The 25,558-nt window shown below is 65.4% G+C and carries 25 protein-coding genes and 1 pseudogene; 10 read left to right on the plus strand and 16 right to left on the minus strand.

Translation table 11 applies throughout. The annotated features are described in order from the left end of the window. From RR928_RS06945 to uvrB, 4 genes are all read right to left on the minus strand, one after another. Positions 1-259, minus strand: a 259-nt coding sequence (locus RR928_RS06945) for an iron-sulfur cluster assembly scaffold protein (RefSeq protein WP_332681914.1), incomplete at its 3' end; no start/stop codon positions are given. Positions 260-320: 61 nt separating this feature from the next. Then, the gene (locus tag RR928_RS06950) at positions 321-1,541 is read right to left on the minus strand and encodes an IscS subfamily cysteine desulfurase (protein ID WP_332537378.1); all 1,221 of its coding nucleotides are present in this window, start codon (positions 1,539-1,541) and stop codon (positions 321-323) included. Positions 1,542-1,642: 101 nt separating this feature from the next. Further along, the gene (gene iscR / locus RR928_RS06955) at positions 1,643-2,179 is read right to left on the minus strand and encodes a Fe-S cluster assembly transcriptional regulator IscR (RefSeq protein WP_159913519.1); all 537 of its coding nucleotides are present in this window, start codon (positions 2,177-2,179) and stop codon (positions 1,643-1,645) included. 210 nt (positions 2,180-2,389) lie between these two features. Further along, positions 2,390-4,471 carry an excinuclease ABC subunit UvrB gene (gene uvrB, locus RR928_RS06960; RefSeq protein ID WP_332537380.1) on the minus strand — a complete coding sequence of 694 codons (2,082 nt, stop codon included), beginning with the start codon at positions 4,469-4,471 and terminating at the stop codon, positions 2,390-2,392. A 112-nt stretch (positions 4,472-4,583) separates the two neighbouring features. On the opposite strand from uvrB, the gene RR928_RS06965 reads away from it, so the two are divergent. Beyond that, entirely contained in the window at positions 4,584-5,780 is a 1,197-nt protein-coding gene (locus RR928_RS06965; RefSeq protein ID WP_332681918.1) for an amino acid aminotransferase, read from the plus strand. Between the two features lie 108 nt (positions 5,781-5,888). On the opposite strand, the gene RR928_RS06970 is transcribed toward RR928_RS06965, so the two are convergent. Continuing rightward, a complete protein-coding gene (locus RR928_RS06970) occupies positions 5,889-6,863 on the minus strand; it encodes a TerC family protein (RefSeq protein ID WP_332681920.1) in 975 nt (324 codons plus the stop codon). A 44-nt stretch (positions 6,864-6,907) separates the two neighbouring features. Then, complete coding sequence (locus RR928_RS06975; RefSeq protein WP_332539887.1) at positions 6,908-7,447, minus strand: universal stress protein; 540 nt, start codon at positions 7,445-7,447, stop codon at positions 6,908-6,910. A gap of 82 nt (positions 7,448-7,529) precedes the next feature. Between RR928_RS06975 and RR928_RS06980 the strand changes: the two genes are divergently transcribed. After that, the gene (locus RR928_RS06980; RefSeq protein WP_332539889.1) at positions 7,530-8,420 is read left to right on the plus strand and encodes a LysR family transcriptional regulator; all 891 of its coding nucleotides are present in this window, start codon (positions 7,530-7,532) and stop codon (positions 8,418-8,420) included. A gap of 89 nt (positions 8,421-8,509) precedes the next feature. Here the strand turns inward: RR928_RS06980 and RR928_RS06985 are convergent, their stop codons facing one another. From RR928_RS06985 to RR928_RS07005, 5 genes are all read right to left on the minus strand, one after another. Continuing rightward, positions 8,510-9,514, minus strand: coding sequence for a Bug family tripartite tricarboxylate transporter substrate binding protein (locus RR928_RS06985; RefSeq protein ID WP_332539900.1), 1,005 nt, complete (start codon positions 9,512-9,514; stop codon positions 8,510-8,512). Between the two features lie 95 nt (positions 9,515-9,609). Continuing rightward, positions 9,610-10,326 carry an SDR family NAD(P)-dependent oxidoreductase gene (locus RR928_RS06990; protein WP_332539891.1) on the minus strand — a complete coding sequence of 239 codons (717 nt, stop codon included), beginning with the start codon at positions 10,324-10,326 and terminating at the stop codon, positions 9,610-9,612. 61 nt (positions 10,327-10,387) lie between these two features. Further along, positions 10,388-11,590 (minus strand): 3-oxoadipyl-CoA thiolase, encoded by a 1,203-nt coding sequence (gene pcaF, locus RR928_RS06995; protein ID WP_332539892.1) that lies wholly within the window; start codon positions 11,588-11,590, stop codon positions 10,388-10,390. A 49-nt stretch (positions 11,591-11,639) separates the two neighbouring features. Beyond that, positions 11,640-12,281 carry a 3-oxoacid CoA-transferase subunit B gene (locus tag RR928_RS07000; RefSeq protein WP_332681923.1) on the minus strand — a complete coding sequence of 214 codons (642 nt, stop codon included), beginning with the start codon at positions 12,279-12,281 and terminating at the stop codon, positions 11,640-11,642. A gap of 26 nt (positions 12,282-12,307) precedes the next feature. Beyond that, complete coding sequence (locus RR928_RS07005; protein ID WP_332539895.1) at positions 12,308-13,009, minus strand: 3-oxoacid CoA-transferase subunit A; 702 nt, start codon at positions 13,007-13,009, stop codon at positions 12,308-12,310. A gap of 87 nt (positions 13,010-13,096) precedes the next feature. On the opposite strand from RR928_RS07005, the gene RR928_RS07010 reads away from it, so the two are divergent. Together RR928_RS07010 and RR928_RS07015 are read left to right on the plus strand one after the other, a co-directional pair. Further along, the gene (locus tag RR928_RS07010) at positions 13,097-13,894 is read left to right on the plus strand and encodes an IclR family transcriptional regulator domain-containing protein (RefSeq protein ID WP_332681925.1); all 798 of its coding nucleotides are present in this window, start codon (positions 13,097-13,099) and stop codon (positions 13,892-13,894) included. Between the two features lie 132 nt (positions 13,895-14,026). Then, the gene (locus tag RR928_RS07015) at positions 14,027-14,938 is read left to right on the plus strand and encodes a CoA transferase (protein WP_332539897.1); all 912 of its coding nucleotides are present in this window, start codon (positions 14,027-14,029) and stop codon (positions 14,936-14,938) included. Positions 14,939-14,972: 34 nt separating this feature from the next. On the opposite strand, the gene RR928_RS07020 is transcribed toward RR928_RS07015, so the two are convergent. The 4 genes from RR928_RS07020 to RR928_RS07035 all read right to left on the minus strand — a co-directional run bounded on the left by RR928_RS07020 (position 14,973) and on the right by RR928_RS07035 (position 20,474). Then, a complete protein-coding gene (locus RR928_RS07020) occupies positions 14,973-17,486 on the minus strand; it encodes a YgiQ family radical SAM protein (RefSeq protein WP_332681927.1) in 2,514 nt (837 codons plus the stop codon). Positions 17,487-17,586: 100 nt separating this feature from the next. After that, positions 17,587-17,796 (minus strand): DUF2783 domain-containing protein, encoded by a 210-nt coding sequence (locus RR928_RS07025; protein WP_332538807.1) that lies wholly within the window; start codon positions 17,794-17,796, stop codon positions 17,587-17,589. Continuing rightward, complete coding sequence (locus tag RR928_RS07030) at positions 17,796-19,511, minus strand: FAD-dependent monooxygenase (protein ID WP_332681929.1); 1,716 nt, start codon at positions 19,509-19,511, stop codon at positions 17,796-17,798. Before RR928_RS07030 ends, RR928_RS07025 begins: the two co-directional genes overlap by 1 nt. A 105-nt stretch (positions 19,512-19,616) precedes the next feature. After that, positions 19,617-20,474 (minus strand): helix-turn-helix transcriptional regulator, encoded by an 858-nt coding sequence (locus RR928_RS07035; RefSeq protein WP_332681931.1) that lies wholly within the window; start codon positions 20,472-20,474, stop codon positions 19,617-19,619. 18 nt (positions 20,475-20,492) lie between these two features. Between RR928_RS07035 and RR928_RS07040 the strand changes: the two genes are divergently transcribed. The 6 genes and pseudogenes from RR928_RS07040 (at position 20,493) to RR928_RS07065 (ending at position 24,664) form a co-directional block, all read left to right on the plus strand. Beyond that, positions 20,493-20,798, plus strand: coding sequence for a hypothetical protein (locus tag RR928_RS07040; protein ID WP_332549339.1), 306 nt, complete (start codon positions 20,493-20,495; stop codon positions 20,796-20,798). A 137-nt stretch (positions 20,799-20,935) separates the two neighbouring features. Beyond that, positions 20,936-21,523, plus strand: a complete 588-nt coding sequence (locus RR928_RS07045) for an IMPACT family protein (protein WP_332549340.1) — start codon at positions 20,936-20,938, stop codon at positions 21,521-21,523. An 82-nt stretch (positions 21,524-21,605) separates the two neighbouring features. Further along, a complete protein-coding gene (locus tag RR928_RS07050; protein ID WP_332538813.1) occupies positions 21,606-23,042 on the plus strand; it encodes a dihydrolipoyl dehydrogenase in 1,437 nt (478 codons plus the stop codon). 107 nt (positions 23,043-23,149) lie between these two features. Further along, entirely contained in the window at positions 23,150-23,362 is a 213-nt protein-coding gene (locus RR928_RS07055; protein WP_332538814.1) for a hypothetical protein, read from the plus strand. 41 nt (positions 23,363-23,403) lie between these two features. Then, positions 23,404-23,580 (plus strand): annotated as a pseudogene (locus RR928_RS07060) (helix-turn-helix transcriptional regulator); the annotation flags it as partial. A 100-nt stretch (positions 23,581-23,680) separates the two neighbouring features. Then, positions 23,681-24,664 (plus strand): aldo/keto reductase, encoded by a 984-nt coding sequence (locus RR928_RS07065; protein WP_332549342.1) that lies wholly within the window; start codon positions 23,681-23,683, stop codon positions 24,662-24,664. 11 nt (positions 24,665-24,675) lie between these two features. Here the strand turns inward: RR928_RS07065 and rlmB are convergent, their stop codons facing one another. Beyond that, a complete protein-coding gene (gene rlmB, locus RR928_RS07070; RefSeq protein WP_332538816.1) occupies positions 24,676-25,431 on the minus strand; it encodes a 23S rRNA (guanosine(2251)-2'-O)-methyltransferase RlmB in 756 nt (251 codons plus the stop codon). Positions 25,432-25,558 lie beyond the last annotated feature (127 nt).

The following is a 25,558-nucleotide window of genomic DNA, read 5'->3' on the forward strand; positions in this document are numbered from 1 at the left end:
CGGCCTGGTCCAGCGTCTTGCCCTTGACCCATTCGGTGACCAGCGACGACGAAGCAATCGCCGAGCCGCAGCCATAGGTCTTGAAGCGTGCATCTTCGATCACTCCGGTTTCCGGATTGACCTTGATCTGCAGCTTCATCACGTCGCCGCAGGCGGGAGCGCCGACCATGCCCGTACCAACGGAGCCGTCACCCTTGTCGAACGAACCCACATTGCGGGGGTTTTCGTAGTGGTCTACCACTTTTTCGGAATAAGCCATGATGTCTACCTCTTCAATTCTTCAGACCGTGGATCTTTGGACCAAGCTCAGTGGGGCACGCCTAGTGGGCAGCCCACTGGATGCTGCTGATGTCGATGCCGTCCTTGTACATTTCCCACAAGGGGCTCAGTTCGCGCAGCTTCTCGACATTTGCGCGGATGGTGCCGATCGCGTAGTCGATTTCTTCTTCGGTCGTGAAACGGCCGATGGTCATGCGCAGGCTGCTGTGGGCCAGTTCGTCGCTGCGGCCCAGGGCGCGCAGCACATAGCTGGGCTCGAGGCTGGCCGATGTGCAGGCCGAACCCGACGATACCGCCAGGCCCTTGATGCCCATGATCAGCGACTCGCCTTCAACGTAGTTGAAGCTGATGTTCAGGTAATGGGGAACGCGATGCGTCATGTCGCCATTGACGAACACCTGCTCGATGTCCTTGAGACCGTCGAGCAGACGGGTCTGCAGGGCACGCGCCTTGGCGATGTCCTGGCCCATTTCTTCCTTGGCGATGCGGTAGGCTTCGCCCATGCCGACGATCTGGTGCGTGGCCAGCGTGCCCGAACGCATGCCGCGCTCGTGACCGCCGCCGTGCATTTGTGCTTCCAGGCGAACGCGGGGCTTGCGGCGCACGTACAGCGCACCGATGCCCTTGGGGCCGTAGGTCTTGTGCGCCGTCAGGCTCATCAGATCGACGGGCAGCGTGGCCATGTCGATAGGCAGCTTGCCGGTTGCCTGCGCGGCGTCCACGTGGAAAATGATGCCCTTTTCGCGGCACAGCGCGCCGATGCGGGGGATGTCCTGCACCACGCCGATTTCGTTGTTCACCAGCATCACGCTGGCGAGGATGGTGTCGGGGCGGATCGCGGCCTTGAAGACTTCGAAGTCCAGCAGACCGTTGTCCTGCACATCCAGATAGCTGACTTCAAAGCCCTGGCGCTCGAGTTCACGCATGGTGTCGAGCACCGCCTTGTGCTCGGTCTTCACGGTGATCAGGTGCTTGCCCTTGCCCTGGTAGAAATGGGCCGCGCCCTTGATCGCCAGGTTGTCGGACTCGGTCGCGCCGCTGGTCCAGACGATTTCACGCGGATCCGCATTGATCAGCGCCGCCACATGACCGCGCGCCGCCTCGACCGCCTCTTCGGCTTCCCAACCCCAGGCATGGCTGCGCGATGCCGCATTGCCGAAGTGCTCGCGCAACCACGGAATCATGGCGTCGACCACACGCGGGTCCACCGGCGTGGTGGCGCCGTAGTCGAGATAAATGGGGAAGTGCGGGGTCATGTCCATGGCTGGCTCAATGCAATGTCTGGCTGGCAAAAAAACGAAATTTTCTCTACACACCTGGCAGTGCCCCGCCCCCTGGCGCTGGCACCGTTGCTCGGCGCGGATTACGACTTGGCGAAAACGTTGCCCAAGGCAAACACCGAGTTCGGTGCATTCACGCGTATCGGCTTGACCACGGGAGCCGTGGAGATCGCGCGGCGCACCACAGGCTTGTCTTCGATCTGCACGCCCTTGGCGATCTGTTCGTCGACGAGCTTTTGCAAGGTCACCGAGTCAAGAAACTCGACCATGCGCTGGTTCAACGCGGCCCACAGCTCGTGGGTCATGCAACGGCCGGCTTCGCCCAGACAGTTTTCCTTGCCGCCACACTGGGTGGCGTCGATGGGTTCGTCCACCGAAACGATGATGTCGGCAACAGTGATATCCGCGGCCTTGCGGGCCAGCGTGTATCCGCCGCCAGGGCCACGGGTCGATTCGACCAGTTCGTGGCGGCGCAGCTTGCCGAACAGCTGTTCCAGATAGGACAGCGAAATCTGTTGACGCTGGCTGATGGCAGCCAGCGTGACGGGACCGTTGTTTTGGCGCAGGGCCAAGTCGATCATGGCAGTGACCGCAAAGCGGCCTTTGGTTGTGAGACGCATCGCGAGCTCCTTTGTCAGGCTTGTTCGTTACAGAAATACCCTAGGCAGGTTCTTGACCCGTCCGGGCACCGTCTCCGCCCATACTCCGCCCTACAAAAGGTCCAGAGCCCTTCTTCATCGAAGTCTTTGTTGTTATTGAATGTGGGGTCTAGTGTATCACAAACCCCATCAATTTTGTCGGGTACCCCAAGACAAAGCTCGCGGACCCGCTCACACTACTGGCGACTCGCGTCCGGAAGCGCCGAAAAAGCGCGCCTTGAGCTGCGCCAACTGGTCGCGAACGCGCGCTGCCTGCTCGAACTCCAGGCTGCGCGCATGCTCGAGCATCTGCTTCTCGAGGCGCTTGATTTCGCGCGCCACGTCCTTCTCCGACATCTCTTCCACGCGCACCCGTTGCGCGTCGGCCTGCTCCAGCCGCTCGGCTTCCTTGCCGCTTTTTTCGCTGTAAACACCGTCAATCAGGTCTTTCACCTGCTTGACAATGGCCTGCGGCGTGATGCCGTTGTCCAGGTTGAACTGCGTCTGCTTGGCGCGCCGGCGCTCGGTTTCGTCTATCGCCTTGCGCATCGAATCCGTGATGCGGTCCGCGTAGAGAATCGCCTTGCCGTTGAGGTTGCGCGCCGCGCGGCCTATGGTCTGGATCAGGCTGCGCTCGGCGCGCAGAAAGCCTTCCTTGTCGGCGTCGAGAATCGCCACCAGCGAGACTTCGGGGATGTCCAGGCCTTCGCGCAGCAGGTTGATGCCGACCAGCACGTCAAACAACCCCAGCCGCAGGTCGCGGATGATTTCCACGCGCTCGACGGTGTCCACATCGGAATGCAGGTAACGCACCTTGACGCCGTTGTCGGTGAGGTAATCTGTCAGTTGCTCGGCCATGCGCTTGGTCAGCGTGGTGATCAGCACGCGCTCGTTGATTTCCGAGCGCAGGCGGATTTCCTGCAGCACGTCGTCGACCTGGTGGATAGCGGGCCGCACTTCGATCTCGGGGTCGATCAGGCCCGTGGGCCGCACCACCTGCTCGACCACCTGGCTCGCATGGGTCTTCTCGTAGTCGGCAGGCGTGGCCGAGACGAACACGATCTGGCGCATGCGCTGCTCGAATTCGGCGAACTTGAGCGGCCGGTTGTCGAGCGCCGAAGGCAGGCGAAAGCCATATTCGACCAGCGTGGTCTTGCGCGCCCGGTCGCCGTTGTACATGGCGTTGAGCTGGCCTATCATCTGATGGCTTTCATCGAGGAACATCAGCGCGTCGGCCGGCATGTAGTCGGTCAGCGTGCTCGGCGGATCGCCGGGCGCCGCGCCCGACAGGTGGCGCGTGTAGTTCTCGATGCCCTTGCAATGCCCGATTTCGCTGAGCATCTCGAGGTCGAAGCGCGTGCGCTGCTCCAGCCGCTGGGCCTCGACCAGCTTGCCCTGCCCCACCAGCTCGTTCAGGCGCTCGGCCAGCTCGAGCTTGATGGTCTCGACGGCCGCGAGCACCTTGTCGCGCGGCGTGACGTAATGGCTGCTGGGATAGACCGTGAAGCGTGGGATCTTCTGCTTGACCCGGCCGGTGAGCGGATCGAACAGCTGCAGCGTCTCGATTTCGTCGTCAAACAGCTCGATGCGCAGCGCCAGCTCGGAATGCTCGGCCGGAAACACGTCGATGGTGTCGCCGCGCACGCGGAACTTGCCGCGGCTGAAATCCTGGTCGTTGCGCTGGTACTGCATGCGTATCAGCTGGGCAATCACGTCGCGCTGGCCCATGCGCGCGCCGGTGCGCAGCGTCATCACCATGCGGTGGTAGCTTTCGGGCTCGCCAATGCCGTAGATCGCCGACACCGTGGCGACGATCACCACATCGCGCCGCTCCATCAGGCTCTTGGTGCACGACAGCCGCATCTGCTCGATGTGCTCGTTGATCGCGCTGTCCTTCTCGATGAACAGGTCGCGCTGCGGCACATAGGCTTCGGGCTGGTAATAGTCGTAATAGCTGACGAAGTACTCGACCGCGTTCTTGGGGAAGAACTCGCGGAATTCGCTGTAGAGCTGGGCGGCCAGCGTCTTGTTGGGCGCGAAGACGATGGCCGGCCGCCCCATCTGGGCGATCACATTGGCCATGGTGAAGGTCTTGCCCGAGCCGGTGACGCCCAGCAGCGTCTGGAACACTTCGCCGTCCTGCAGCCCCTCCACCAGCTTCGCAATCGCCTGCGGCTGGTCGCCGGCCGGCGGATACGGCTGATAAAGCTCGAAAGGCGAGCCTTCATACGAAACAAATTGGCCAGTCAATGGCAGATCAGTAGCTTGGTGCATAACGTGGTGATACTAGCCTGCCCCGCAGGCCGCTAAAATTCCGGGGCTAACCCAAATGAATAATGCAGCTTGGGGCTGGCAGCCATATTTTCATCCTCCGAGGATTTTTTTCATGTCTTTGTTTACCGCCGTCGAAATGGCCCCCCGCGACCCTATTTTGGGTCTGAACGAGCAATTCGCCTCTGACACCAACCCCAACAAGGTCAACCTGGGCGTGGGCGTGTACTTCGATGACAACGGCAAGCTGCCCTTGCTGCAATGCGTGCAGACCGCCGAAAAGGCCATGATGGCCCAGCCCACGGCACGCGGCTACCTGCCCATCGACGGTATCGTCGCCTATGACAACGCCGTCAAGGGCCTGGTCTTCGGCGCCGACAGCGATGTCGTCACCTCGGGCCGCGTGTCCACGGTGCAGGCCATTGGCGGCACCGGCGGCCTGAAGATCGGCGCCGACTTCCTCAAGAAGGTCAGCCCCCAGGCCAAGGTGCTGATTTCCGATCCCAGCTGGGAAAACCACCGCGCGATCTTCCAGAACGCCGGTTTCGAAGTCGACTCCTACGCCTACTACGACGCCGAAAAGCGCGGCGTCAACTTCGAAGGCATGCTGGCCAGCCTCAACGCCGCAGCGCCCGGCACCATCGTCGTGCTGCACGCCTGCTGCCACAACCCCACGGGCTATGACATCACTGCCGCCCAGTGGGACCAGGTCATTGCCGCCGTCAAGGCCAAGCAACTGACAGCCTTCCTCGACATGGCCTACCAGGGCTTTGGCGAAGGCATTGCCGAAGACGGCGCCGTGATCGGCAAGTTCGTCGCCGCCGGCCTGGACATCCTGGTCTCGACCTCGTTCTCCAAGAGCTTCAGCCTGTACGGCGAGCGCGTGGGCGCGCTGTCGGTGGTTGCCAAGGACGCCGAAGAAGCCAAGCGCGTTCTGAGCCAGCTCAAGATCACGATCCGCACCAACTATTCCAACCCTCCCATCCACGGCGGCGCCGTGGTCGCGGCCGTGCTCAACAACCCCGAGCTGCGCGCCCTGTGGGAAAAGGAACTGGGCGAGATGCGCGTGCGCATCAAGGCCATGCGCCAGAAGCTGGTCGACGGCCTCAAGGCCGCGGGCGTGCAGCAGGACATGTCGTTCATCACCCAGCAGGTCGGCATGTTCAGCTACTCGGGCCTGTCCAAGGACCAGATGGTGCGCCTGCGCAGCGAATTCGGTGTCTACGGCACCGACACCGGCCGCATGTGCGTCGCTGCCTTGAACAGCAAGAACATCGACTACGTCTGCCAGGCCATCGCCAAGGTGATCTGAACATGTCCAGGGGCCCTGGTTCCCCTTGAAAAAGGCGCCAGGCTCCCTTGAGGATATCTGCAGCAAGCCCTCCCAGCCCCTCTTGCAGGGGCTTTTTCTTGCCTTGATTCACAGCGAACTTCCGGGCTGCCTGTGCCGGGGAAGCCTGATGCTGAGGAATACGGAGGCCAGTACGATCAAGGCCACGATCGACAGCGACCACTGCACGGGCATGTGAAACCAGGGCATCAGCAGCATCTTGGCACCGATGAAGACCAGCACCAGCGCGAGTCCATACCGCAGCAGGTGAAAGCGTTCGGCCATGTCCGTGAGCAGGAAATACTGCGCCCTCAGACCCATGATGGCAAAGATATTCGACGTAAAGACAATGAAGGGATCGGTGGTGACCGCAAAAATGGCGGGAATGCTGTCGACCGCAAAAACCAAGTCGCTGGCTTCTATCATGACGAGTACCAGGAACATCGGGGTCGCATAGCGCAATCCGTCAATGTGCACAAAGAAATCCTGGCCGTGAAACCCGGGCGTGATGCGCAGGTGGCTGCGCAGCCAGCGCAGCAAGGGATTTTTTTCCAGGTCGGGCTTATGGTCGACCAGAACCAGCATCTTGATGCCGGTGACCACAAGAAAAATGCCGAACACATAAAGCATCCAGCGGAACTCAGAAACCAGCCACACTCCCCCCATGATCATCACGGCACGCATGGCTATGGCGCCGAGCACGCCATACAGCAGCACACGGCGCTGCAACTCGGGTGGAACGCCGAAGTAAGCGAAGATCACCACGAACACGAACATGTTGTCCACGGACAAGGCCTGCTCGATCAGGTAGCCCGTAAAGAACTCCAGCGCCTTGCGATTGGCTATTTCGCGGCCGACCTCTGCATCGAGATGCCACCACAACAATGCACCAAAAGATGTCGCCAGAGAAATCCAGATGACGGTCCAGCCCGCGGCTTCCTTGACCGACACCCGGTGGGCCTTGTTTCCTCCCAGAACAAACAAATCCAGGGCCAGCACGATCAATACGAATACGATGAATCCGATCCACATCGGACCTGTCGCCAACGATTCGATGTTGTTCATGGGCCAGCTCCAGGAGCGTCGCGTTCATCGGGGTGGGACATCGGTCAATTCGCAGCCATCCAGAGCGCGAGGATTCCTGCGCCTGCCCCTATGCCTGCCGGGATGCCGACACGCTCGAGCGTTGAGGCGCTCTCGCCGGCGATCACTTCCACCGGAACATGGGCTCTTTCAAGCACCTTGTTGGTCACCGAACTCTCGACAAGACGCACCAAGGAGCTTTTGCGCGCCGTGCCCATCACAATGCCGTCGCAATGGAGTTCGGCGGCCATGTCGACAATGCAGTCGACGGTGTCGCCCACCTTGGAGTGGGCGGTATACGGAACTCCAGCATCGTCGAGCACCCGGCGCGCCGGCGCGAGTGCGGCATCGGCCTGCTCCTGGTGAAAATCCGTTCTGGCGATCTTGCTGCTGTGCTCGCAGATCAGCGCCGAAAACGGCGGCTGCACGTTGAGCAAATGGATATCCAGCGCATGGTTCTGGTCGTATTCGTGCAAAACATGGCGTATCGCGTGTAGCGCATTGCGCGAGCCATCCGATGGGACAAGAACTCTCAACATGATGCTTCTCCTGCGGTTGTGTTTCACGAGGGGCACTCCCACGATAAAGACACAGCCGCTTTATAGAAGCAGATAATCAGGAAGTATCAGTTCCGAAAAAGGTGAACCAATGAGTTCCGCCTTCAGTTACCGCCATCTGTACTACTTCTGGGTGGTTGCCAAGGAAGGCGGCATGGCCCGCGCTGCCGAGCGTCTGGGCATGGCAGTGCAAACCGTCAGCACACAGGTGAAGGAACTGGAGCGCGCGCTGGGCTATGCGCTGCTAAAGCCCGCGGGACGCGGCGTGGCACTCACGGAAGCGGGTCTGGCGGCCATGCGCCAGGCCGAGCAGATTTTTCAGTTGGGCGAGCAGTTGCCTGCACTGCTGCGTGACGCAGCCGACTTGCCGGCGGTCAGGTTGGTGGTCGGCATCTCCGACGAACTGCCCAAGCTTGCGGTCAGGAGCCTGATGCAGGCCGTGCTGCAAGAACCCCACCTCAGGCTTCTGTGCCTGGTCGATGAGTTTGAAGATTTGCTCGGCGACCTGGCCTTGCACCGGATCGACGTAGTGCTTGCCGACCGCGCCGCACCGCAAAATCCCAGTTTGAAAGTCTACAGCCACCTGCTGGGCGCATCGGAATTGGCGTGGTACGCGCCCGCACCGCTGCTGACCGCAGCACGCTGCAATTTTCCGCGCTCCCTGGCCGCGGTACCCGTGCTGCTGCCCACCGCCCATGCAGCGGTACGTTTCAGGCTGGACCAATGGTTCGAGCGGCTGGAGATCAAGCCGCACATCGTGGGCGAATTCGAGGACAGCTCAATGCTGCAAACCTTCAGTGCCGCAGGCATGGGTGTCTTTCCCATGGCGTCCCTCGTGCAAGACGATCTCACGATCCGATATGAGGTGCAAAAGATAGGTGCCTGTGAGGGCGTGGAAGAGCAATTCTTTGCCATAGGCGCACAAAAACATGTACAGCATCCCCTGGTGCAGAAAATGCTGTCGGGCCGTTTGGCGCAATAGGCCGTCAGCGCAGCGGGACTGCGTGCCCCAGCCAGCGCCTTCCTTGCGGGTCACCGGAAGGCCGCAAGGCCCTCCGGGATCAATCGCGATCAGTCCGCGATCGCGCCCGATTCGCGCACGACCTTGCCCCACTTGACGCTTTCCTTCTGGATGAAGGCGGCGAACTCGGCAGGCGTCTCACTGTAGGCCTCGGCGCCCTGGTCGTTGATCTTCTTCTTGATGTCGGGCTGGGCCAGCACCTTGACCAGCGCGGCGTTGAGCTTGGCGACGATGGGCGCAGGCGTGGCGGCCGGGGCCAGCATGCCGAACCAAGACGTGGCTTCATAGCCGGGCACGCCGGCTTCGGCAATGGTCGGCACGTTGGGCAGTTCGGGCGAGCGCTTGGCCGTGGTCACGGCCAGCGGCACCAGCTTGCCCGAGCGCACATGCTGGATGGCGGACGGCATGTTGTCGAACATGATGCCGATCTGGTTGCCCAGCAGGTCGGTCACGGCCGGCGCGCTGCCCTTGTAGGGAACGTGCACCATGTCGACCTTGGCCAGCGAATTGAACAGCTCGCCCGAGAGGTGGATGGAGCTGCCGCTGCCCGACGAACCGTAGTTCACCTTGCCCGGATTGGCCTTGGCGTAGGCGATCAGTTCCTTGACGGTCTTGTAGGGCTGGTTGGGGTTGGCGACCAGCAGGTTGGGCACGTTGGCCACGCGCGTCAGCGGTGCGAAGTCCTTGACCGGGTCAAAGGACATCTTCTTGTAGAGCGAAGCGTTGATGGCATGCGTGCCCACGGTGCCCATGAACAGCGTGTAGCCGTCGGCCGGGGCCTTGGAGGCCAGCAGGCCGCCAATGTTGCCGCCCGCGCCGGGACGGTTGTCGATGACCACCGACTGGCCCAGCTCGGCCGTCAGGCCCTGGGCAACGATGCGCGCCAGGATGTCGGTCGTGCCGCCGGCCGAGAACGGCACGATGATGGTGATCAGCTTGCTGGGGTACGGCGCCTGGGCCAGCGCGCTGGTGGGCAGCGCTGCAGCGCCGACAGCCAGGCTGGCCAGCGTGGCGAGGGCCGCGCGGCGGCCCGTGAACTTGGTGCTTGTCTTCATCATTATGGTCTCTGTCTCTCTAGTGGTTAGCACCTGCAGCCTCATGGGCCGCAGGCAGGGTCAAGGCCTTGGGGGCCTGTCGGATGGTGTGCGGCTCAGACGCCGGCAACGCCGACGGTCATGCCGCCGCAGACATAGATCACCTGGCCGGTGACAAAGCCGCTGCGCTCGTCGAGCAGGTAGCTGGCCGTGTGGGCCACGTCATCTGCCGTACCCACGCGCTTGACCGGCACCGATTCGATGATGGCGCGCGTGCGCGGTGCATCGGGCGGGTTGGCGCGGTCGAACAGCTCGGTGCGGATGGGGCCGGGGCCGATGGCGTTGGCCGTGATGCCGTGGCGGCCGAGTTCGAGCGCCCAGACGCGCGTCATGCCGATCAGGCCGGCCTTGGTCGCAGAGTACGCCGTGCGCAGCTCCTTGCCCAGCGCGGCGCGCGAGGACATGTTGACGATGCGGCCAAAGCCCGCTTCCTTCATGCCCGGCAGCAGCGCCTGCATGCACTGGAAGGCGCAGCGCAGGTTCAGCGAGACCGCCAGGTCGAATTCGGCCAGGGTCTGGTTCTCGGCCTCGGCCGGCACCACGATACCCACGTTGTTCACGAGGCGCGTGATCGGGCCTGCGGCCAGGGCTTCGCGCAGCGCGCGCTCGGTGTCGGCCGCGTCGGACAGGTCGGCGCGTATGCCGTCGCCCACGCGGTCAATGACCACCGGCTCGTAGCCTTCGGCGCGGCAGCGCTCGGCAATCGCCGCGCCTATGCCGCTGGCGCCGCCGGTGATCAGCACGCGCTGGGCATTCTGGGTAGCAGTATTCATGGAAACTCCGAAAAAAAGATGCGCTGCGCGGGCGGGCCCGCACAGCGCATAGCCGCGCGAATCAGACGCGCTCGAGGATCACGGCAATGCCCTGACCCACGCCAATGCACATCGTGCACAGCGCGTAGCGGCCGCCGGTGGCGTGCAGGCGGTTGACGGCCGTCGTGGCCAGGCGTGCACCGCTGGCACCCAGCGGGTGGCCCAGGGCAATCGCTCCGCCCCAGGCGTTGACGCGGGCGTCGTCATCCTGCAGACCCAGGGCGCGCAGCACGGCCAGGCCCTGCGCCGCAAAGGCTTCGTTGAGCTCGATCACATCCATCTGCTCGAGCGTCAGGCCGGTCTGGGCCAGCACCTTGAGCGTGGCGGGCGTGGGGCCGAAACCCATGATGCGCGGCGCGACGCCGGCCGTGGCCATGCCGACCACGCGGGCGCGCGGCACCAGGCCGTACTTGGCGGCGTTGGCTTCGTCGGCCAGCAGCAGCGCGCAGGCGCCGTCGTTCACGCCCGAGGCATTGCCGGCCGTCACGCTGCCGTCGGCACGCACCACGCCCTTGAGCTTGGCCAGCGCTTCGATGGTCGTGGCGCGCGGATGCTCGTCCTGGCTCACGATGATGGCGTCGCCCTTCTTCTGGGCAATCGAGACCGGCACGATTTCGCGCGCCAGGTGGCCGGCGGCAATCGCCGCCGCGGCATTGATCTGGCTGGCCAGCGCCATGCGGTCCTGGGCTGCGCGCTCGATCTTGAAGTCATCGGCGACGTTCTCGGCGGTTTCGGGCATGGAGTCCACGCCGTACTGCGCCTTCATCAGCTTGTTGACGAAGCGCCAGCCTATGGTCGTGTCATAGACCGCGTTGTTGCGGCTGAAAGCGCTTTCGGCCTTGGGCATGACGAAAGGCGCGCGGCTCATGCTTTCGACGCCGCCGGCAATCATCAGGCCGGTTTCGCCCGACTTGATGGCGCGTGCAGCCGTGCCCACGGCGTCCAGGCCCGAGCCGCACAGGCGGTTGATGGTCGCGCCCGGCACTTCCAGCGGCAGGCCGGCCAGCAGGCCCGACATGCGCGCCACGTTGCGGTTGTCTTCACCGGCCTGGTTGGCGCAGCCGTAGATCACGTCGCTCACGGCAGCCCAGTCCACACCGGGATTGCGCTCCATCAGCGCCTTGATCGGCAGCGCGCCCAGATCGTCGGCGCGCACGCTCGACAGCGCGCCGCCGTAGCGGCCGAAGGGGGTGCGGATCGCATCGCAAATAAAGGCCTGGTTCATGTTGTCTCCTGAATGGGTCGAATGAAGTAAATGGGGCGGTGGCGCGGACTCAGGCCTGGATAGGCAGGCCCACGAGCTGTTCGAGCTCGGCATGGGTCAGGCCGGGCACCATGTCGACGAGCTTCAAGCCGTCGGGCGTGCACTCGAGCGTCGCCAGGTCGGTGTAGATGCGCTTGACGCAGCCTATGCCGGTCAGCGGATAGGTGCACTGCGCGACGATCTTGCTTTCGCCCTTCTTGGTCAGCAGGTCCATCATCAGCCAGGTCTGCTTGGCGCCAATGGCCAGGTCCATGGCACCGCCGACGGCGGGAATCGCGCCGGGCTCGCCCGTGCTCCAGTTGGCCAGGTCGCCCGTGGCCGACACCTGGAACGCGCCGAGCACGCAGATGTCGAGGTGGCCGCCGCGCATCATCGCGAAGCTGTCGGCGTGGTGGAAGAAGGCGCCGCCGGGCAGCAGCGTCACGGGCTGCTTGCCGGCGTTGATCAGGTCGTAGTCTTCGGCGCCCGCGGCCGGTGCCGGGCCCATGCCCAGGATGCCGTTCTCGCTTTGCAGGATGACTTCGCGGCCCGCGGGAATGTGGTTGGCCACCAGCGTCGGCTGGCCGATTCCCAGGTTCACATAGGCACCGTCATGGATGTCTTCGGCCACGCGCTTGGCAAGCTCGTCTTTGCTGCGTTTTTGATAGCTCATGTTGTTCTTTCCTTGTCGCGCGCCGCTCAGGCGGCTTTCTTGATGCCGCCGGCCTGGGTCGCAACGCGTTCCACGCGCACGATCTGGCTGACAAAGATGCCTGGCGTGACGATGCTTTCGGGGTCCATCTCGCCGAGCTCGACGATCTCGTGCACGGTGGCCACGGTGTGGCGTGCGGCCATGGCCATCACGGGGCCGAAGTTGCGGGCCGACATGCGGAAGTTCAGATTGCCCCAGCGGTCGCCCTGCTCGGCCTTGATCAGCGCCACGTCGCCGTGGATCGGATACTCGAGCACGTAGTGCTTGCCGTTGATCTCACGCGTTTCCTTGCCCGCGGCCAGCTCGGTGCCGTAGGCCGTGGGGCAGAAGAACGCGCCGATGCCGGCGCCTGCGGCGCGCAGGCGCTCGGCCAGATTGCCCTGGGGCACGAGCTCGAGCTCGAGCTTGCCGCTGCGGTACAGGCCGTCGAACACCTGGCTGTCGACCTGGCGCGGGAAGCTGCAGATGATCTTGCGCACGCGGCCGGTCTTGAGCAGGGCCGCCAGGCCTTCCTCGCCATTGCCCGCATTGTTGTTGACCACGGTGAGGTCACGCGCGCCGTGCTCTATCAGTCCGTCAATCAGCTCGATGGGAATACCGGCCGTACCGAAGCCACCAATCAGTACCGTGGCGCCGTCTTTCACTTCGGACAGCGCCTGGGCCACCGAGTCGGCAATCTTGTTGATCATGTAATGCGTCTCCTGGGGATCAAAAATCCTGGCAAATGTTCGCCTAAAGAACAAATGTTCGTATAATGAATTATAGAGAGGCATCCCATGACCGTCCAGCCCCCGACCCAAGACCCCAAGCCCGGTGACAGCTATGTGCAATCGTTTGCGCGCGGCCTGGGCGTGATCCATTCATTCAGCGCCGACGCGCCGCAGCAGACGCTCAGCGAAGTCGCGGCGCGCACCGGCCTCACGCGCGCCGGCGCGCGCCGCATCCTGCTGACGCTGCAGACGCTGGGCTACGTGGAAAGCGACGGCCGGCTGTTTCGGCTCACGCCGCGCATCCTGGAGCTGGGCTTTGCCTATCTGTCGTCGATGCCGCTGTGGAATCTGGCCGAGCCGGTAATGGAAGACGTGGTGGACCAGGTGCGCGAGTCGTGCTCGGCCGCGGTGCTCGACGGCCTGGACGTGGTCTATGTGATGCGGGTCCACACCCACAAGATCATGCGCTCCCACCTGGGCATAGGCTCGCGCCTGCCGGCCTGCTGGACGTCCATGGGGCGGGTGCTGCTCGCCGGGCTGCCGGACGCTGCGCTGCAAGCGCGCCTGCAGACGCTCAAGACGGAGCGCTTCACGCAGCACACCATCACCGATGTGAACGAGCTGACCGAGCGCATACGCCAGGCACGCAGCCAGGGCTGGTGCCTGGTCAACCAGGAGCTCGAGGAAGGCCTGATCTCGCTGGCCGCGCCGCTCACCAACCGCGCGGGCCAGACCGTGGCCGCGCTCAACATCAGCGGCCAGGCCAACCGCACCAGCGCCGAAGTCATGCAGACGCAGATGCTGCCCGTGCTGCTGCAGGCCGCGCGCGCGATCTCGCAGCGCCTGGGCGCAGCGCTCGACTGACGCGCAACACGGGCCGCATGAGGGCTTGCACCGAGGGCCGGGAAGCGCGCATCTGCGTATAAAGACATGAACCCGACACATTGGCATGGCGCCAATGCGTTACGCGGACGCCGTACTTACGAGGTCATGACGATGCACAACCCCTCTTCCTGGTCGGCCCTGCCCCTGCACCCGCTGCGCGGTGTGCGCATTCTGAGCCTGGCGCTGAACCTGCCGGGCCCGGCCGCGCTGCGCCGCTGCGCGGCCATGGGCGCGCAATGCACCAAGCTCGAACCCCTGGCCCCGGCCGGCAGCGCAAGCGCCGACCCGGTGCAGACCTACTGCCCCGAGGCCTACAACGCCTTGCACAAGGACATCACCCGCCTGCAGGCAGACCTCAAATCGCCCGAGGGTCAGGACCAGCTGCACGCCGAGCTCGCGCGCAGCGATGTGCTGCTGACCTCGTTCCGGCCTGCGGCGCTGCACAAGCTGGGGCTGGATTGGGACACGCTGCAAAAGCGCTACCCGCAGCTGTCGATGGTGCGCATCTTCGGCGCGACCGGCGAAGGCGCAGACATCCCCGGTCATGACATCACCTACCAGGCCGAAGCCGGGCTGCTGCCCGGCGGCCAGATGCCGGCATCACTGATGGCTGACATGACCGGCGCGCTGATGGCCAGCGAGGCCGTGCTGCAGACGCAGATGCACAGGCTGCGCTCGGGCGCGGGCGCGCTGCTCGATGTCGGGCTGTTCGAGGCCGCGCAGTGGCTGGCCCAGCCGCTGCACTGGGGGCTTTCAGCGCCGCAGGGCGATGTCGGCGGTGCACATGCGGGCTACCGCACCTACCGCTGCGAGGACGGCGTGGTGGCGATTGCCGCGCTGGAGCCGCATTTCGCCGCCCGGCTTTGCGCCGCCGCCGGCCTGCCCGCGCGCGGCGATGTCGGCACCATGCGCGAAGCTTCCACGCATGAAGCGATCACCCGCTTCATGGGCGAACGCTCGGTCGCGCATCTGCGCGAAATGGCCCTGCAGCAGGACATCCCGCTGCATGTGATTCCGGCCTGATGGCGATCCGAGGCCGGCACCGGCCTCGGCGGTATCAGCGTGCGCCGCCGCGCTTGCCCTGGGCGGGGCGCGCATTGCTGGCCGGACGCGCATTGCCCGGGCGGGCCATGGGCTTGGCACCGGGTTTGGCACCGGTGCCCGCGCGCGGCGGCAGGCCGGTGTGCTGCGTCAGCAGCTGGCCCTTGACCGGAGCCGCCGCATTGCGCGCGCCCGAGGACGCGGCCTGGGGACGCGCCACGGCCTTGTCGGGCGCGGTGCTGTTCTTGCGGCGCGCGCTCTGGTACGTGCCGTCCGTCATCGGCTGGAACGTAGGAATCAGATGGTGCTTGCCGTTGCCGATCAAATCGGCGCGACCCATGGTCTTGAGCGCCTCGCGCAGCAGCGGCCAGTTGTTTGGGTCGTGGTAGCGCAGGAAGGCCTTGTGCAGGCGGCGGCGCTTTTCGCCGCGCACGATGTCGACCGACTCGTCCTCGCTGAGCACCGTGCGGCGCACGCGCTTGAGCGTGTTGCGGCCCGAGTGGTACATGGCCGTGGCCGTGGCCATGGGGCTGGGGTAGAAGGTCTGCACCTGGTCGGCGCGGAAGCCGTTCTTCTTGAGCCAGATGGCCAGATTCATCATGTCGTCATCGCTGGTGCCCGGGTGGGCGGCGATGAAGTAAGGAATCAGGAACTGCTTCTTGCCGGCCTCTTCGCTGAACTGTTCAAACATCTTCTTGAACTTGTCGTAGCTGCCAATGCCCGGCTTCATCATCTTGGTCAGCGGACCCTGCTCCGTATGCTCGGGCGCAATCTTCAGGTAGCCGCCCACATGGTGCTGCACCAGCTCCTTGACGTACTCGGGCGACTGCACGGCGAGGTCGTAGCGCAGGCCCGAGCCGATCAGGATCTTCTTGATGCCCTTGAGCGCACGGCCACGGCGGTAGATCTTGATCAGCGGATCGTGGTTGGTGGTCAGGTTCTGGCAGATGCCCGGGTAGACGCAGCTGGGCTTGCGGCAGGCGGCCTCGATTTCGGGCGTGCGGCAGCCCAGGCGGTACATGTTGGCCGTGGGGCCGCCCAGATCGGAGATGGTGCCGGTGAAGCCTGCGACCTTGTCGCGGATGTCCTCGATCTCGTGAATGATCGAATCTTCCGAGCGGCTCTGGATGATGCGGCCTTCGTGCTCGGTGATCGAGCAGAAGGTGCAGCCGCCGAAGCAGCCGCGCATGATGTTGACCGAGAAGCGGATCATTTCCCAGGCGGGAATCTTGGTCGCGCCATCGTGGCTGCCGTTTTCATCGGCATAGCTTGGATGGGGCGAGCGCGCATACGGCAGATCGAACACATAGTCCATCTCGGCCGTGGTCAGCGGAATCGGCGGCGGGTTGATCCAGACGTCGCGCGCGGTCGCGCCTTCGCCATGGGCCTGCACCAGCGCGCGCGCGTTGCCGGGGTTGGTTTCCAGATGCAGCACGCGGTTGGCGTGGGCATAGAGAATGGGATCGCTCTTGACCTGCTCGTAGCTGGGCAGGCGTATCACCGAGTGGTCGCGCGGCGGCGCCTTGAGCTTGCTGCGAAGCAGCGGGTTGGCGACGAACTGTATGGGCTGAACCGAATCGCCCTCCTCCACGCCCGCGACCAGCGGCGAGTCGTACTGGCGCCGCGCCGGCACATTCTTGCCCGTGCCGCAGCTCGGGCCCGCGATCTCGGGAATGGCGGAGGCCGCGGCGGCCTCGCCGTCTTCCTTGCTGCAGGTGCTGCCCTGAGCCGCGGCCTGCTCGCTGGTGGTCTGGTAGGGGTTGATGTGGGCTTCGACACGGCCCGGTTCGTCGACCGTTGTGGAGTCGATCTCGAACCAGCCGGCTTCGGAGGCGCGGCGCACAAAGGCCGTGCCGCGCACGTCGGTGATGGTGTCCACCGGCTCGCGCGCAGCCAGGCGGTGGGCGACTTCGACCAGCGCGCGCTCGGCATTGCCGTACAGCAGCAGATCGCACTTGGAATCGACCACGACCGAGCGGCGCACCTTGTCGCTCCAGTAATCGTAATGCGCGATGCGGCGCAGGCTGCCTTCGATGCCGCCAAGCACCAGCGGCACGTCCTTGTAGGCTTCGCGGCAGCGCTGGCTGTAGACGATGGCCGCGCGGTCGGGACGCTTGCCGGCGACGTCGCCGGGCGTGTAGGCGTCATCCGAGCGGATCTTGCGGTCCGCCGTGTAGCGGTTGATCATCGAATCCATATTGCCCGAGGTCACGCCCCAGAACAGGTTGGGCTTGCCCAGGGCCTTGAACGCCTCGGCGCTTTGCCAGTCGGGCTGGGCAATGATGCCGACGCGAAAGCCCTGGCCTTCAAGCACGCGGCCGATCACCGCCATGCCGAAGCTCGGGTGGTCCACGTAGGCGTCGCCCGTGACCAGGATGACATCGCAGCTGTCCCAGCCGAGCTGTTCCATTTCCTTGCGCGTGGTGGGCAGGAACTTGGCCGTGCCGAAGCGCTTGGCCCAGTACGGGCGGTAGCTGGTCAGCGGTTTGGCGGCGCGGGCAAAGAAGGAAACGTCAACGGGGGCGTTCATGGCGTGCGATCGTGGGGACTGGAACCTGCCAGTGTACTTTTGCACAGGTAGCTTTGCTGCAGCAGGGTCTTGACCGCCCTGCTGCGCGCGCGGTGAACGCCTAGAGGTCCTTCTGCGCTTTCGCCACCAGCGTGGCCAGCAGCTGCGCATCGCCGATCTGGCGCGCGCTGAGCAGCGCCAGCTTGACGAGGAACAGCTCGGTTTTATCAGGCCCGACGGCGTCTATCGCCGAAGCCAGGGTTTCATAGACCGACTCGAGGCCGGCGATATCGAGTGCGGGCGCGGCCGCAGATGGGGAGTTGTGGGACATCAACGGCTTTCAACAGGGACAGAAATAGCCAGCGCGCTGTCTAGCGCCGACTGCAGGCGTGCGGCGTCCAGCGCGAGCCAGCGCGCGCAGACATGCTGGTCCGGGCGCAGCAGATAGGCCGCGCCTTCGGCGGCCACGCCGTAGCGCGCGCGGCAGCGGCCTGCACTGTCCTGCAGCAGCAGATCGGCGCCGGCCACGGGTCCGCTGCCGCGGCCCACGGCGACGATGCGCAGCGGCAGGCCGCGCGCCCGCGCCGCCGCAGCCGTGGCCTGCAGCGGCGCAGGAATGGACGCGCCATCGGTGAAATACAGCAGATCGAAATGACCACCCACATGGTCGAGCAGAAAATCCTCGGCGCCCAGGCGCACGTTCTGCGGCGGCGCGCCATGGCCTGGGCCAGCCTCGAACAACGCATTGTCGTCGTGCGTACTGTTGAGCGGCGACTGCTCGTAGGCATGCGGGCGCGAAGTGCGCCAGTGGTACAGCGGCCCGACAAACGGCTCGCTCAGCGACAGCGACAGCACGGCGTCGCGCAGCAGCCGGTAGCCGCGCGTGGGCGGCGCCATGAAGCGCGTGCTCTTGCCGGCCTCCTCGACAATCTCGCGCGCCGCGCCCACGCGCTCGCTGCTGTAGGTGGCCAGCAGCGCGCGCGGCGCGACGCCGCGTGCCACCAGCGCCAGCCGCCAGGCCAGGGCCTGCGCATCCTGAAAGCCGGTATTGGCGCCGCGCACGCCGAAGATGGGCAGCATGTGGGCCGCGTCGCCGCAAAACACCACGCTGCCATGCACATAGTCGGGCAGCGTCAGCGCGCGCGCGGAGTACACCGAACTCCAGTCCATGCGCCAGGGCGTTCCGGCGAAGCCGATCATGGCCAGTTGGGCGTCTATGCGTGCCTTGAGCGATTCGGGCCGCAGTGCATCCTGCGGGTCCTCGTCCAATGGCAGCTGGTAGTCCACGCGCCAGATGCCATGCGGCTCGCGGTGCATGAGTATGGTGTTGCCCGGATTCCAGTCGGGATCGAAATACGCCAGGCGCTCGGTCGGCAGCGGCAGGTCGATGCGGATGTCGGCGATCACGAAGCGTCCTTCGTACGACGCGCCTTCCATCTGCAGGCCCATGGCCGAGCGTATGCCCGAGCGCGCGCCGTCGCAGGCCACGAGCCAGTCGGCTTGCAGCGTGTAGAGGCCTTCGGGCGTGTCGACCTGCACATGCGCAAAGTCCGCTTCCTGCACGACTTCGGCAACGCGGTTGCCCCAGCGAAAGTCGATCAGCGGATGGGCCAGCGCGGCATCGATCAGATATTCCTCGAGATACTGCTGCTGCAGGTTGATCATGGGGTGGAAGCGATCGTCGTCATCGTGCGGCGCCTCCATGCGGTAGACGCGCTGACCGCGGTAGATCGAATTGCCGCAACGCCAGGGCAATCCGTTCTCGCTGACGCGTTCGGCCACGCCCACCTGCTGCAGGATTTCCATGGAACGGCGCGTGAACACGATGGCCCGGCTGCCTTCGCTGACCTGCAGCTCGGACTCGAGCACCACGCAGGCCACGCCCTGGCGCGCCAGCTCCAGCGCGGCCGTCAGGCCCACGGGCCCGGCGCCGGCAATGACCACCGGATGGCGTGGCTGGGCCGGGTGCGCGGACGCGAGCCAGGGCGCATGCACCTGGTAGCGGTAGTAGATCGATGGCCTCGGCTGGGCATGGGGCTGGTGCATGGCGCTTGTCTCCTGGGCGGGCGCGGAAATCGGGATTTGTGCAAGCAGTGTAAAAAGCGGCAGACCACAATTTGTCCCCATATAGGGACATCGCCAGGACATTCTTCAGCGGCGCTCGCCGGGCTCCATCAGCAGCGCGAACAGTTCACGCTGGCCTTGCACGCCGAGCTTGCGGCACACGCGCTTGAGGTAGGTGCGAGCGCTCTCGAGCGTAAGCCCCAGACGCTGCGCCAGCGCCGCGGTGTCCAGCCCTTCGAGCACGGCGCGCACCACGTCGAGGTCGCGCTGCGTCAGCTGCGCAAAGCGCCGCTGCAGGCGCGCGATCACCCAGCCAGCGAGATCGTCCTCGAGCGTCTGCCCCGCGTAGTGCAGCCGCATGATGTCCATGAGCATGGGCGCGAACGCTTCGATCACGCCAATCGCGGCGGCATCGAATGGACCATGTTCTTCGCCGCGGTACAGGTTCACCGACAGCCAGCGCGCGCCCTGCTGGCGGCTGAGCAGCGAAAGCCGCTCGACCACGCGCGGCTGCTCGTAGCAAACGGCGCGGTATTCGGGATGAAGCACCTCGTCGCGTGCCTGCAGATGCAGCCAGATGCGTACACTGGCCGCCGTGGATGCTGGCGCGGCGCGCTGGCCGTTGACCCAGGCCAGCTCCTCGGCAAGAACACGCTGGGCACCGTCGAGCAGATAGAAGCGTTGCGCGTAGTCCTGCGAAATCGCAGCCAGCGCCCCCGTGCGTGCGCGGTCGCCAAATCCGACCACCTGGGGCCGCCCCTGGCCCTGAAACGAAAAAATGGCGCATTGCGCCAGCGGAACTTCACGCAGCAGCAGCTGCAACAAGGCTTCGGCGACTTCGTGGCTGCCCGTACCGCCCAGGCCGTGCAGCAGGCGCCCGATATCTGCGAGCGCTATCTGGCGGGAACGGGCTGCGGCGGGTTGAAGCAACCAGTATCGAGACATAGGACGCGGACTTTAGCATTGCGCAATGCGGTCGACGCGGGCCGCGCGAAACTGCTCAGGTCACTGCAATCAACCGGTGTGGAGTTTGCCGAGCGCAAAAACAGCACCGCCGGCAGCAATGCCGGCGGGGGCCTGGTTTCACCATTCACCTACGTTGCGTATGCGCTGATCGAGGTCCAGAACGGGTGCGGCATATGCCAGCGGATCCTGGCCTGCAGCGAGCGCGCCCACGGAAGATGCGCGTTCGAGATTGTCTGGCAAAGGCGGTGGAGTGAACTGGTGGCGCCCGAATGTGTGCGCGGCCAGGTCGTGGGTTGGGGGTAGGCTACTGGACATGGACGGTCACTCCTATGACCTCTAGGTTAGCTTTTCACCAATGCAATCCTTGTAGGACAAATGCCGGCAATGATGTCGCCGATTCGCCTAGGCTGCGCGCGCCTTGCGTTAAGCTCACAGACCCCATGTCCCAGACTCTCGCCGCGCCCGCACGGAGCGAACTCATCATCAAGAAAAGCCGTTTCATCGGCTGCGTGCAACCGATGGCCGATCGCGCCAGCGCCCAGCAGGTGGTCGACAGCCTGCGGCGCGAACATCCGGGCGCAGCCCATGTCTGCTGGGCGCTGCTCGCGGGCGGCCAGTCGGCGGCCGTCGATGACGGCGAACCCAGCGGCACGGCGGGCCGGCCCATGCTCGATGTGCTGCGCCACCAGGAGCTCGAAGGCGTGCTCGCGACCGTGGTGCGCTACTTCGGCGGCGTCAAGCTGGGCGCGGGCGGGCTGGTGCGCGCCTATACCGACTGCGTCGCCCAGGCATTGCTCAGCGCGCCCAAGATACGGCTGCAGCGCATGACCGCACTGCGCTGCAGCGTGCCCTATTCGCACGAAGGCATGATGCGCCGCGAGATCGCCGCGGTGCAGGCGGAATTGCTCGAGGTCGCGCACGGCAGTCTGGTGACGCTGCTGTGGCGCATGCCCGAGGATGCGAGCGCGGCCTTTGTGCAGCACCTCAACGATATCGGCCAGGGCCGGCTGGGCTGGCTCGACGCCTGATACGCGCGCTAGCGTGGCGTCCGGCCCGGGGCTTGCATGCCGGCCTACAGCCGGCAACATGGGTCCCATGCAAAGTGAACGCATGAACCAGACCCCTGCATACGACTATGACGTTCTCATCATCGGCGCGGGCTCGGCGGGCCTGGCCGCGCTGCGCGCGGTGCGCCGGCATACGCAGCGCTTCGCGCTGATAGACGCCGGCCCCGGCGGCACGACCTGCGCGCGCGTGGGCTGCATGCCGTCCAAGCTGCTGCTCGAAGCCGCGCATGCGTTTCACCGCCGCCATCAGTTCGAGGCCTTCGGACTGCGCGGCAGCGAACAATTGAGCGCCGACATCCCCGCCGTGCTGCAGCGCGTGCGCGCCGAGCGCGACCGCTTTGTCGCCGGCGTGCTGCAGACCACGGCCGACCTGGGCCCGCGCGCCATCACCGGCCGCGCGCGCATTCTGGACCCGCATACCGTCGAAGTGGACGGCCAGCGCCGGCTGACCGCGCGCAGCCTGATCATCGCCACCGGCTCCAAACCCCATGTGCCCGACGAATGGCAGGCGCTGGGCAATCGCGTGCTGACCACCGACACGCTGTTCGAGCAGACCGACCTGCCCGCGCGCATCGCGGTGCTGGGCCTGGGGCCGCTGGGCACCGAAATGGCGCAGGCGCTCGCGCATCTGGGCCTGGACGTCACGGCATTCCACAGCGACGACCATCTGGCCGGCCTCGCCGACCCCAAGGTCAATGCCGCGCTGATCCAGAGCATGGCGAGCAGCATGCAGCTGCAGCTCGGGCAGATGCCCGAACTCCGGGCTTTCGATGGCCACGCGATCACCGTCGGCGCGGGCGCGTTTTCCACGCAGGTCGATGCCGTGCTCGCCGCCACGGGCCGGCGCCCGGCGATCGAGGGCCTGGGCCTGGAAAACCTGGGACTGGCGCTCAACGAGCGCGGCCTGCCCGAAGTCGACCCCCATACCTTGCAGCTGGGCGGTCTGTCGGTGTTCTGGGCCGGCGATGTCAACCCCGACCGCGCCCTGCTGCACGAGGCCACGGACGAAGGCGAAATCGCCGCCAACAATGCGCTTTCCGAGGAGCCGCGCGCTTTCGCGCGGCGCACGCCGCTGGCGATCACGTTCACCGAGCCTTCGGTCGCGGCCATCGGCATGCCTTATGACCCGCACTGGAGCGACGAGGTGGCGATAGGCGGCGTCGATTTCGCCGACCAGGGCCGGGCGCGCGCGGGTCTGCGCAACCAGGGCGTGCTGCGGCTGTATGCGCGCGCCGACGGCGGCGAGCTGCTGGGCGCGCAGCTGTGCGCGCCCGCAGGCGAGCATCTGGCCCATCTGCTGGCCTGGGCGATAGCGCGGCGCAGCAGCGTCGCCGAGCTGCTCGAAATGCCGTTCTACCACCCGGTCATAGAGGAAGGCCTGCGCACCGCGCTGCGCGATCTGCAGGCCCATGTGCACGCGCCGCGCGCCACGCCAGGCCCGCATTACTGCGAGCAAAGCAGCCTCGATTGCCTCGACTGATCGCCGGTAAAGGACGGTAGGCCGGGCTTTTTTCGGGCCATGGCGAAGTGGCGTGCAGCGCTAAAGTCGAGCCACTTCAATCAAGGACCCCAGAGGTCATCGGCATCATGGACATCACTTACCAACGCGCTCTCGACAACGCCAACCGGGCCTGGTCACAGCAGCGCGTGGTCGATGCCCAGAGCCTGGCCGTGGTCCGCCGCGGCGAACGCGCCGCAGCGCAGAACGCGGCAGCACCTGCGGCCACGCAGCAGGCCTTGCTGCAGCCGGAGCTCGCGCGCTTCGGCCTGCTCGGAACCCGGCTCAATCTGTTTGCCTGAGCAGCCCGCCAGCGCCAGGCAGGGGCGTTAACATCCCCGAGATGACCCACCCCCTGATAGAACAACTGACCCAGGCGCGCAAGGCCGCGCAGATGACACAGGCCGATCTGGCCGAACGCGCGGGACTCTCGCGCATGACGGTGCAGCGCCTCGAAAGCGGCGGCCTGGACCCGCGCCTGTCCACGCTCAGCGAAATGGCGCACGTGCTGGGCCTGGAATTCCACACCCGCCAGCGCAGCGACGACAGCGAGGTCATGGGCTGATACCCAGGAGGCGTGTTTGCATAATGGAAGCATCCGCAATGCAAAGGACACGCCGATGAATGCTTCTTCTCCTTCGTTTCGACAACTGGGCCGCTCGGGCCTGCAGGTTTCGCCGCTGTGCTTTGGCGGCAATGTCTTCGGCTGGACCGTGGACGAAGCCACATCCTTCGCGCTGCTCGACGCCTGGCTTGATGCAGGTTTCAATTTCATAGACACCGCCGACGTGTATTCGCGCTGGGTGCCCGGGCACACGGGCGGAGAATCCGAGCGCATCCTCGGCAAGTGGCTGCAGCGCAGCGGGCGGCGCCAGCAGGTGGTGCTCGCAACCAAGGTCGGCAAGGACATGGGCGACGGCAAGGTCGGCCTGCGCCCCGAGTACATCCGCGCGGCAGTCGAAGCTTCGCTGCAGCGCCTGCAGACCGACTACATCGACCTCTACCAATCCCACGACGACGACGCCGATGTGCCGCTGGCCGACACGCTGGGCGCCTATGCCGACCTGATCGCCGCGGGCAAGGTGCGCGCGATAGGCGCATCGAACTACGGCGCGGCACGTTTCAAGGAGGCGCTGCTGACCAGCGAGCGCCTGGGCCTGCCGCGCTATGAAAGCCTGCAGCCGCTGTACAACCTCTGCGACCGCGCGGTGTTCGAGCGCGAACTCGCGCCGCTGTGCGTTGCCCAGGAAATCGGGGTGATCAATTTCTACGCCCTGGCCGCGGGCTTTCTCACGGGCAAATACCGCAGCGAGGCCGACGCCGGCAAGAGCCCGCGCGGCGCCAAGACCGTGAGCACTTATCTGAATCCGCGCGGACTGGGCATTCTGCAGGCGCTGGACAGCGTGGCCCAGCAACTGGGCGCGCAGCCCGGCCAGGTGGCCCTGGCCTGGCAGATGCAGCGCCCGGCAATCACGGCGCCGATTGCCAGCGCCAGCACGCTTGACCAGCTCCAGCAGCTGATGGCGGCGGCGCAGCTGCGCCTGTCAGCGGATGACCTGGCGCTGCTCAACGCCGCCAGCGCCGAGCCCGGCGCGCGCGACTGAGACGGCCGTCTTCAGGCGGCGGCCAGCCGCTGGCGCACGGCTTCAAACAGGCACACGCCGCTGGCCACCGACACGTTGAGGCTTTCGACCGCGCCCTGCATGGGAATGCTCACCAGCTCGTCGCAGGTCTTGCGCGTGAGCTGGCGCATGCCATCGCCTTCGGCGCCCAGCACCAGCGCGACCGGGCCCTTGAGGTCCATCTGGTAGATGTTCTTGTCGGCATCGCCGCTGGTGCCGATGATCCAGATGTTGCGCTCCTTGAGCTCATTGAGCGTGCGCGCCAGATTGGTCACCATGAAATAGGGCACGGTCTCGGCCGCGCCGCTGGCGACCTTGGCGACGGTGGCGTTGATGCCGGCCGCATGGTCCTTGGGAGCGATCACCGCGTGCGCGCCCGCGCCGTCGGCCACGCGCAGGCAGGCGCCGAGGTTGTGCGGATCGGTCACGCCGTCGAGCACCAGCAGCAGCGGGTTCTTCACGCCGCTTTCCTCGAGGTTTTCGAGCAGCTCGTCAAGCGAGGTGATCTGCTTGGTGGGCTCGACGCGCGCGGCCACGCCCTGGTGGCCGTGGCTGCCGGCAAGCTTGGCCAGGCGTTCGCCGTCGGCTTCGATCAGCCGCGCTCCGGCTTCACGCGCACGGTCCAGGAACTGGCGCATGCGGGCGTCGCGGCGCGAAGCCTCGTAGTAGATTTCGACGATGGATTGCGGCGCGGTCTTCAGACGCACGCCTACGGCGTGGAAGCCGAAGAGAACTTTGGGGGACGACATAGCCTTCGATTATCGACCCAAGCCCATGCCCGGCACATTCCCGGTGGCATCGAAAGCGACAAATCGGCGCCAATGCTGTTGCTAACTACGCTGCCAGGCCGCATGCCGCCTAGCATCCTGCCGTGGG

The organism is Comamonas sp. (genome assembly GCF_036666375.1).
Lineage (GTDB): Bacteria > Pseudomonadota > Gammaproteobacteria > Burkholderiales > Burkholderiaceae_C > Comamonas.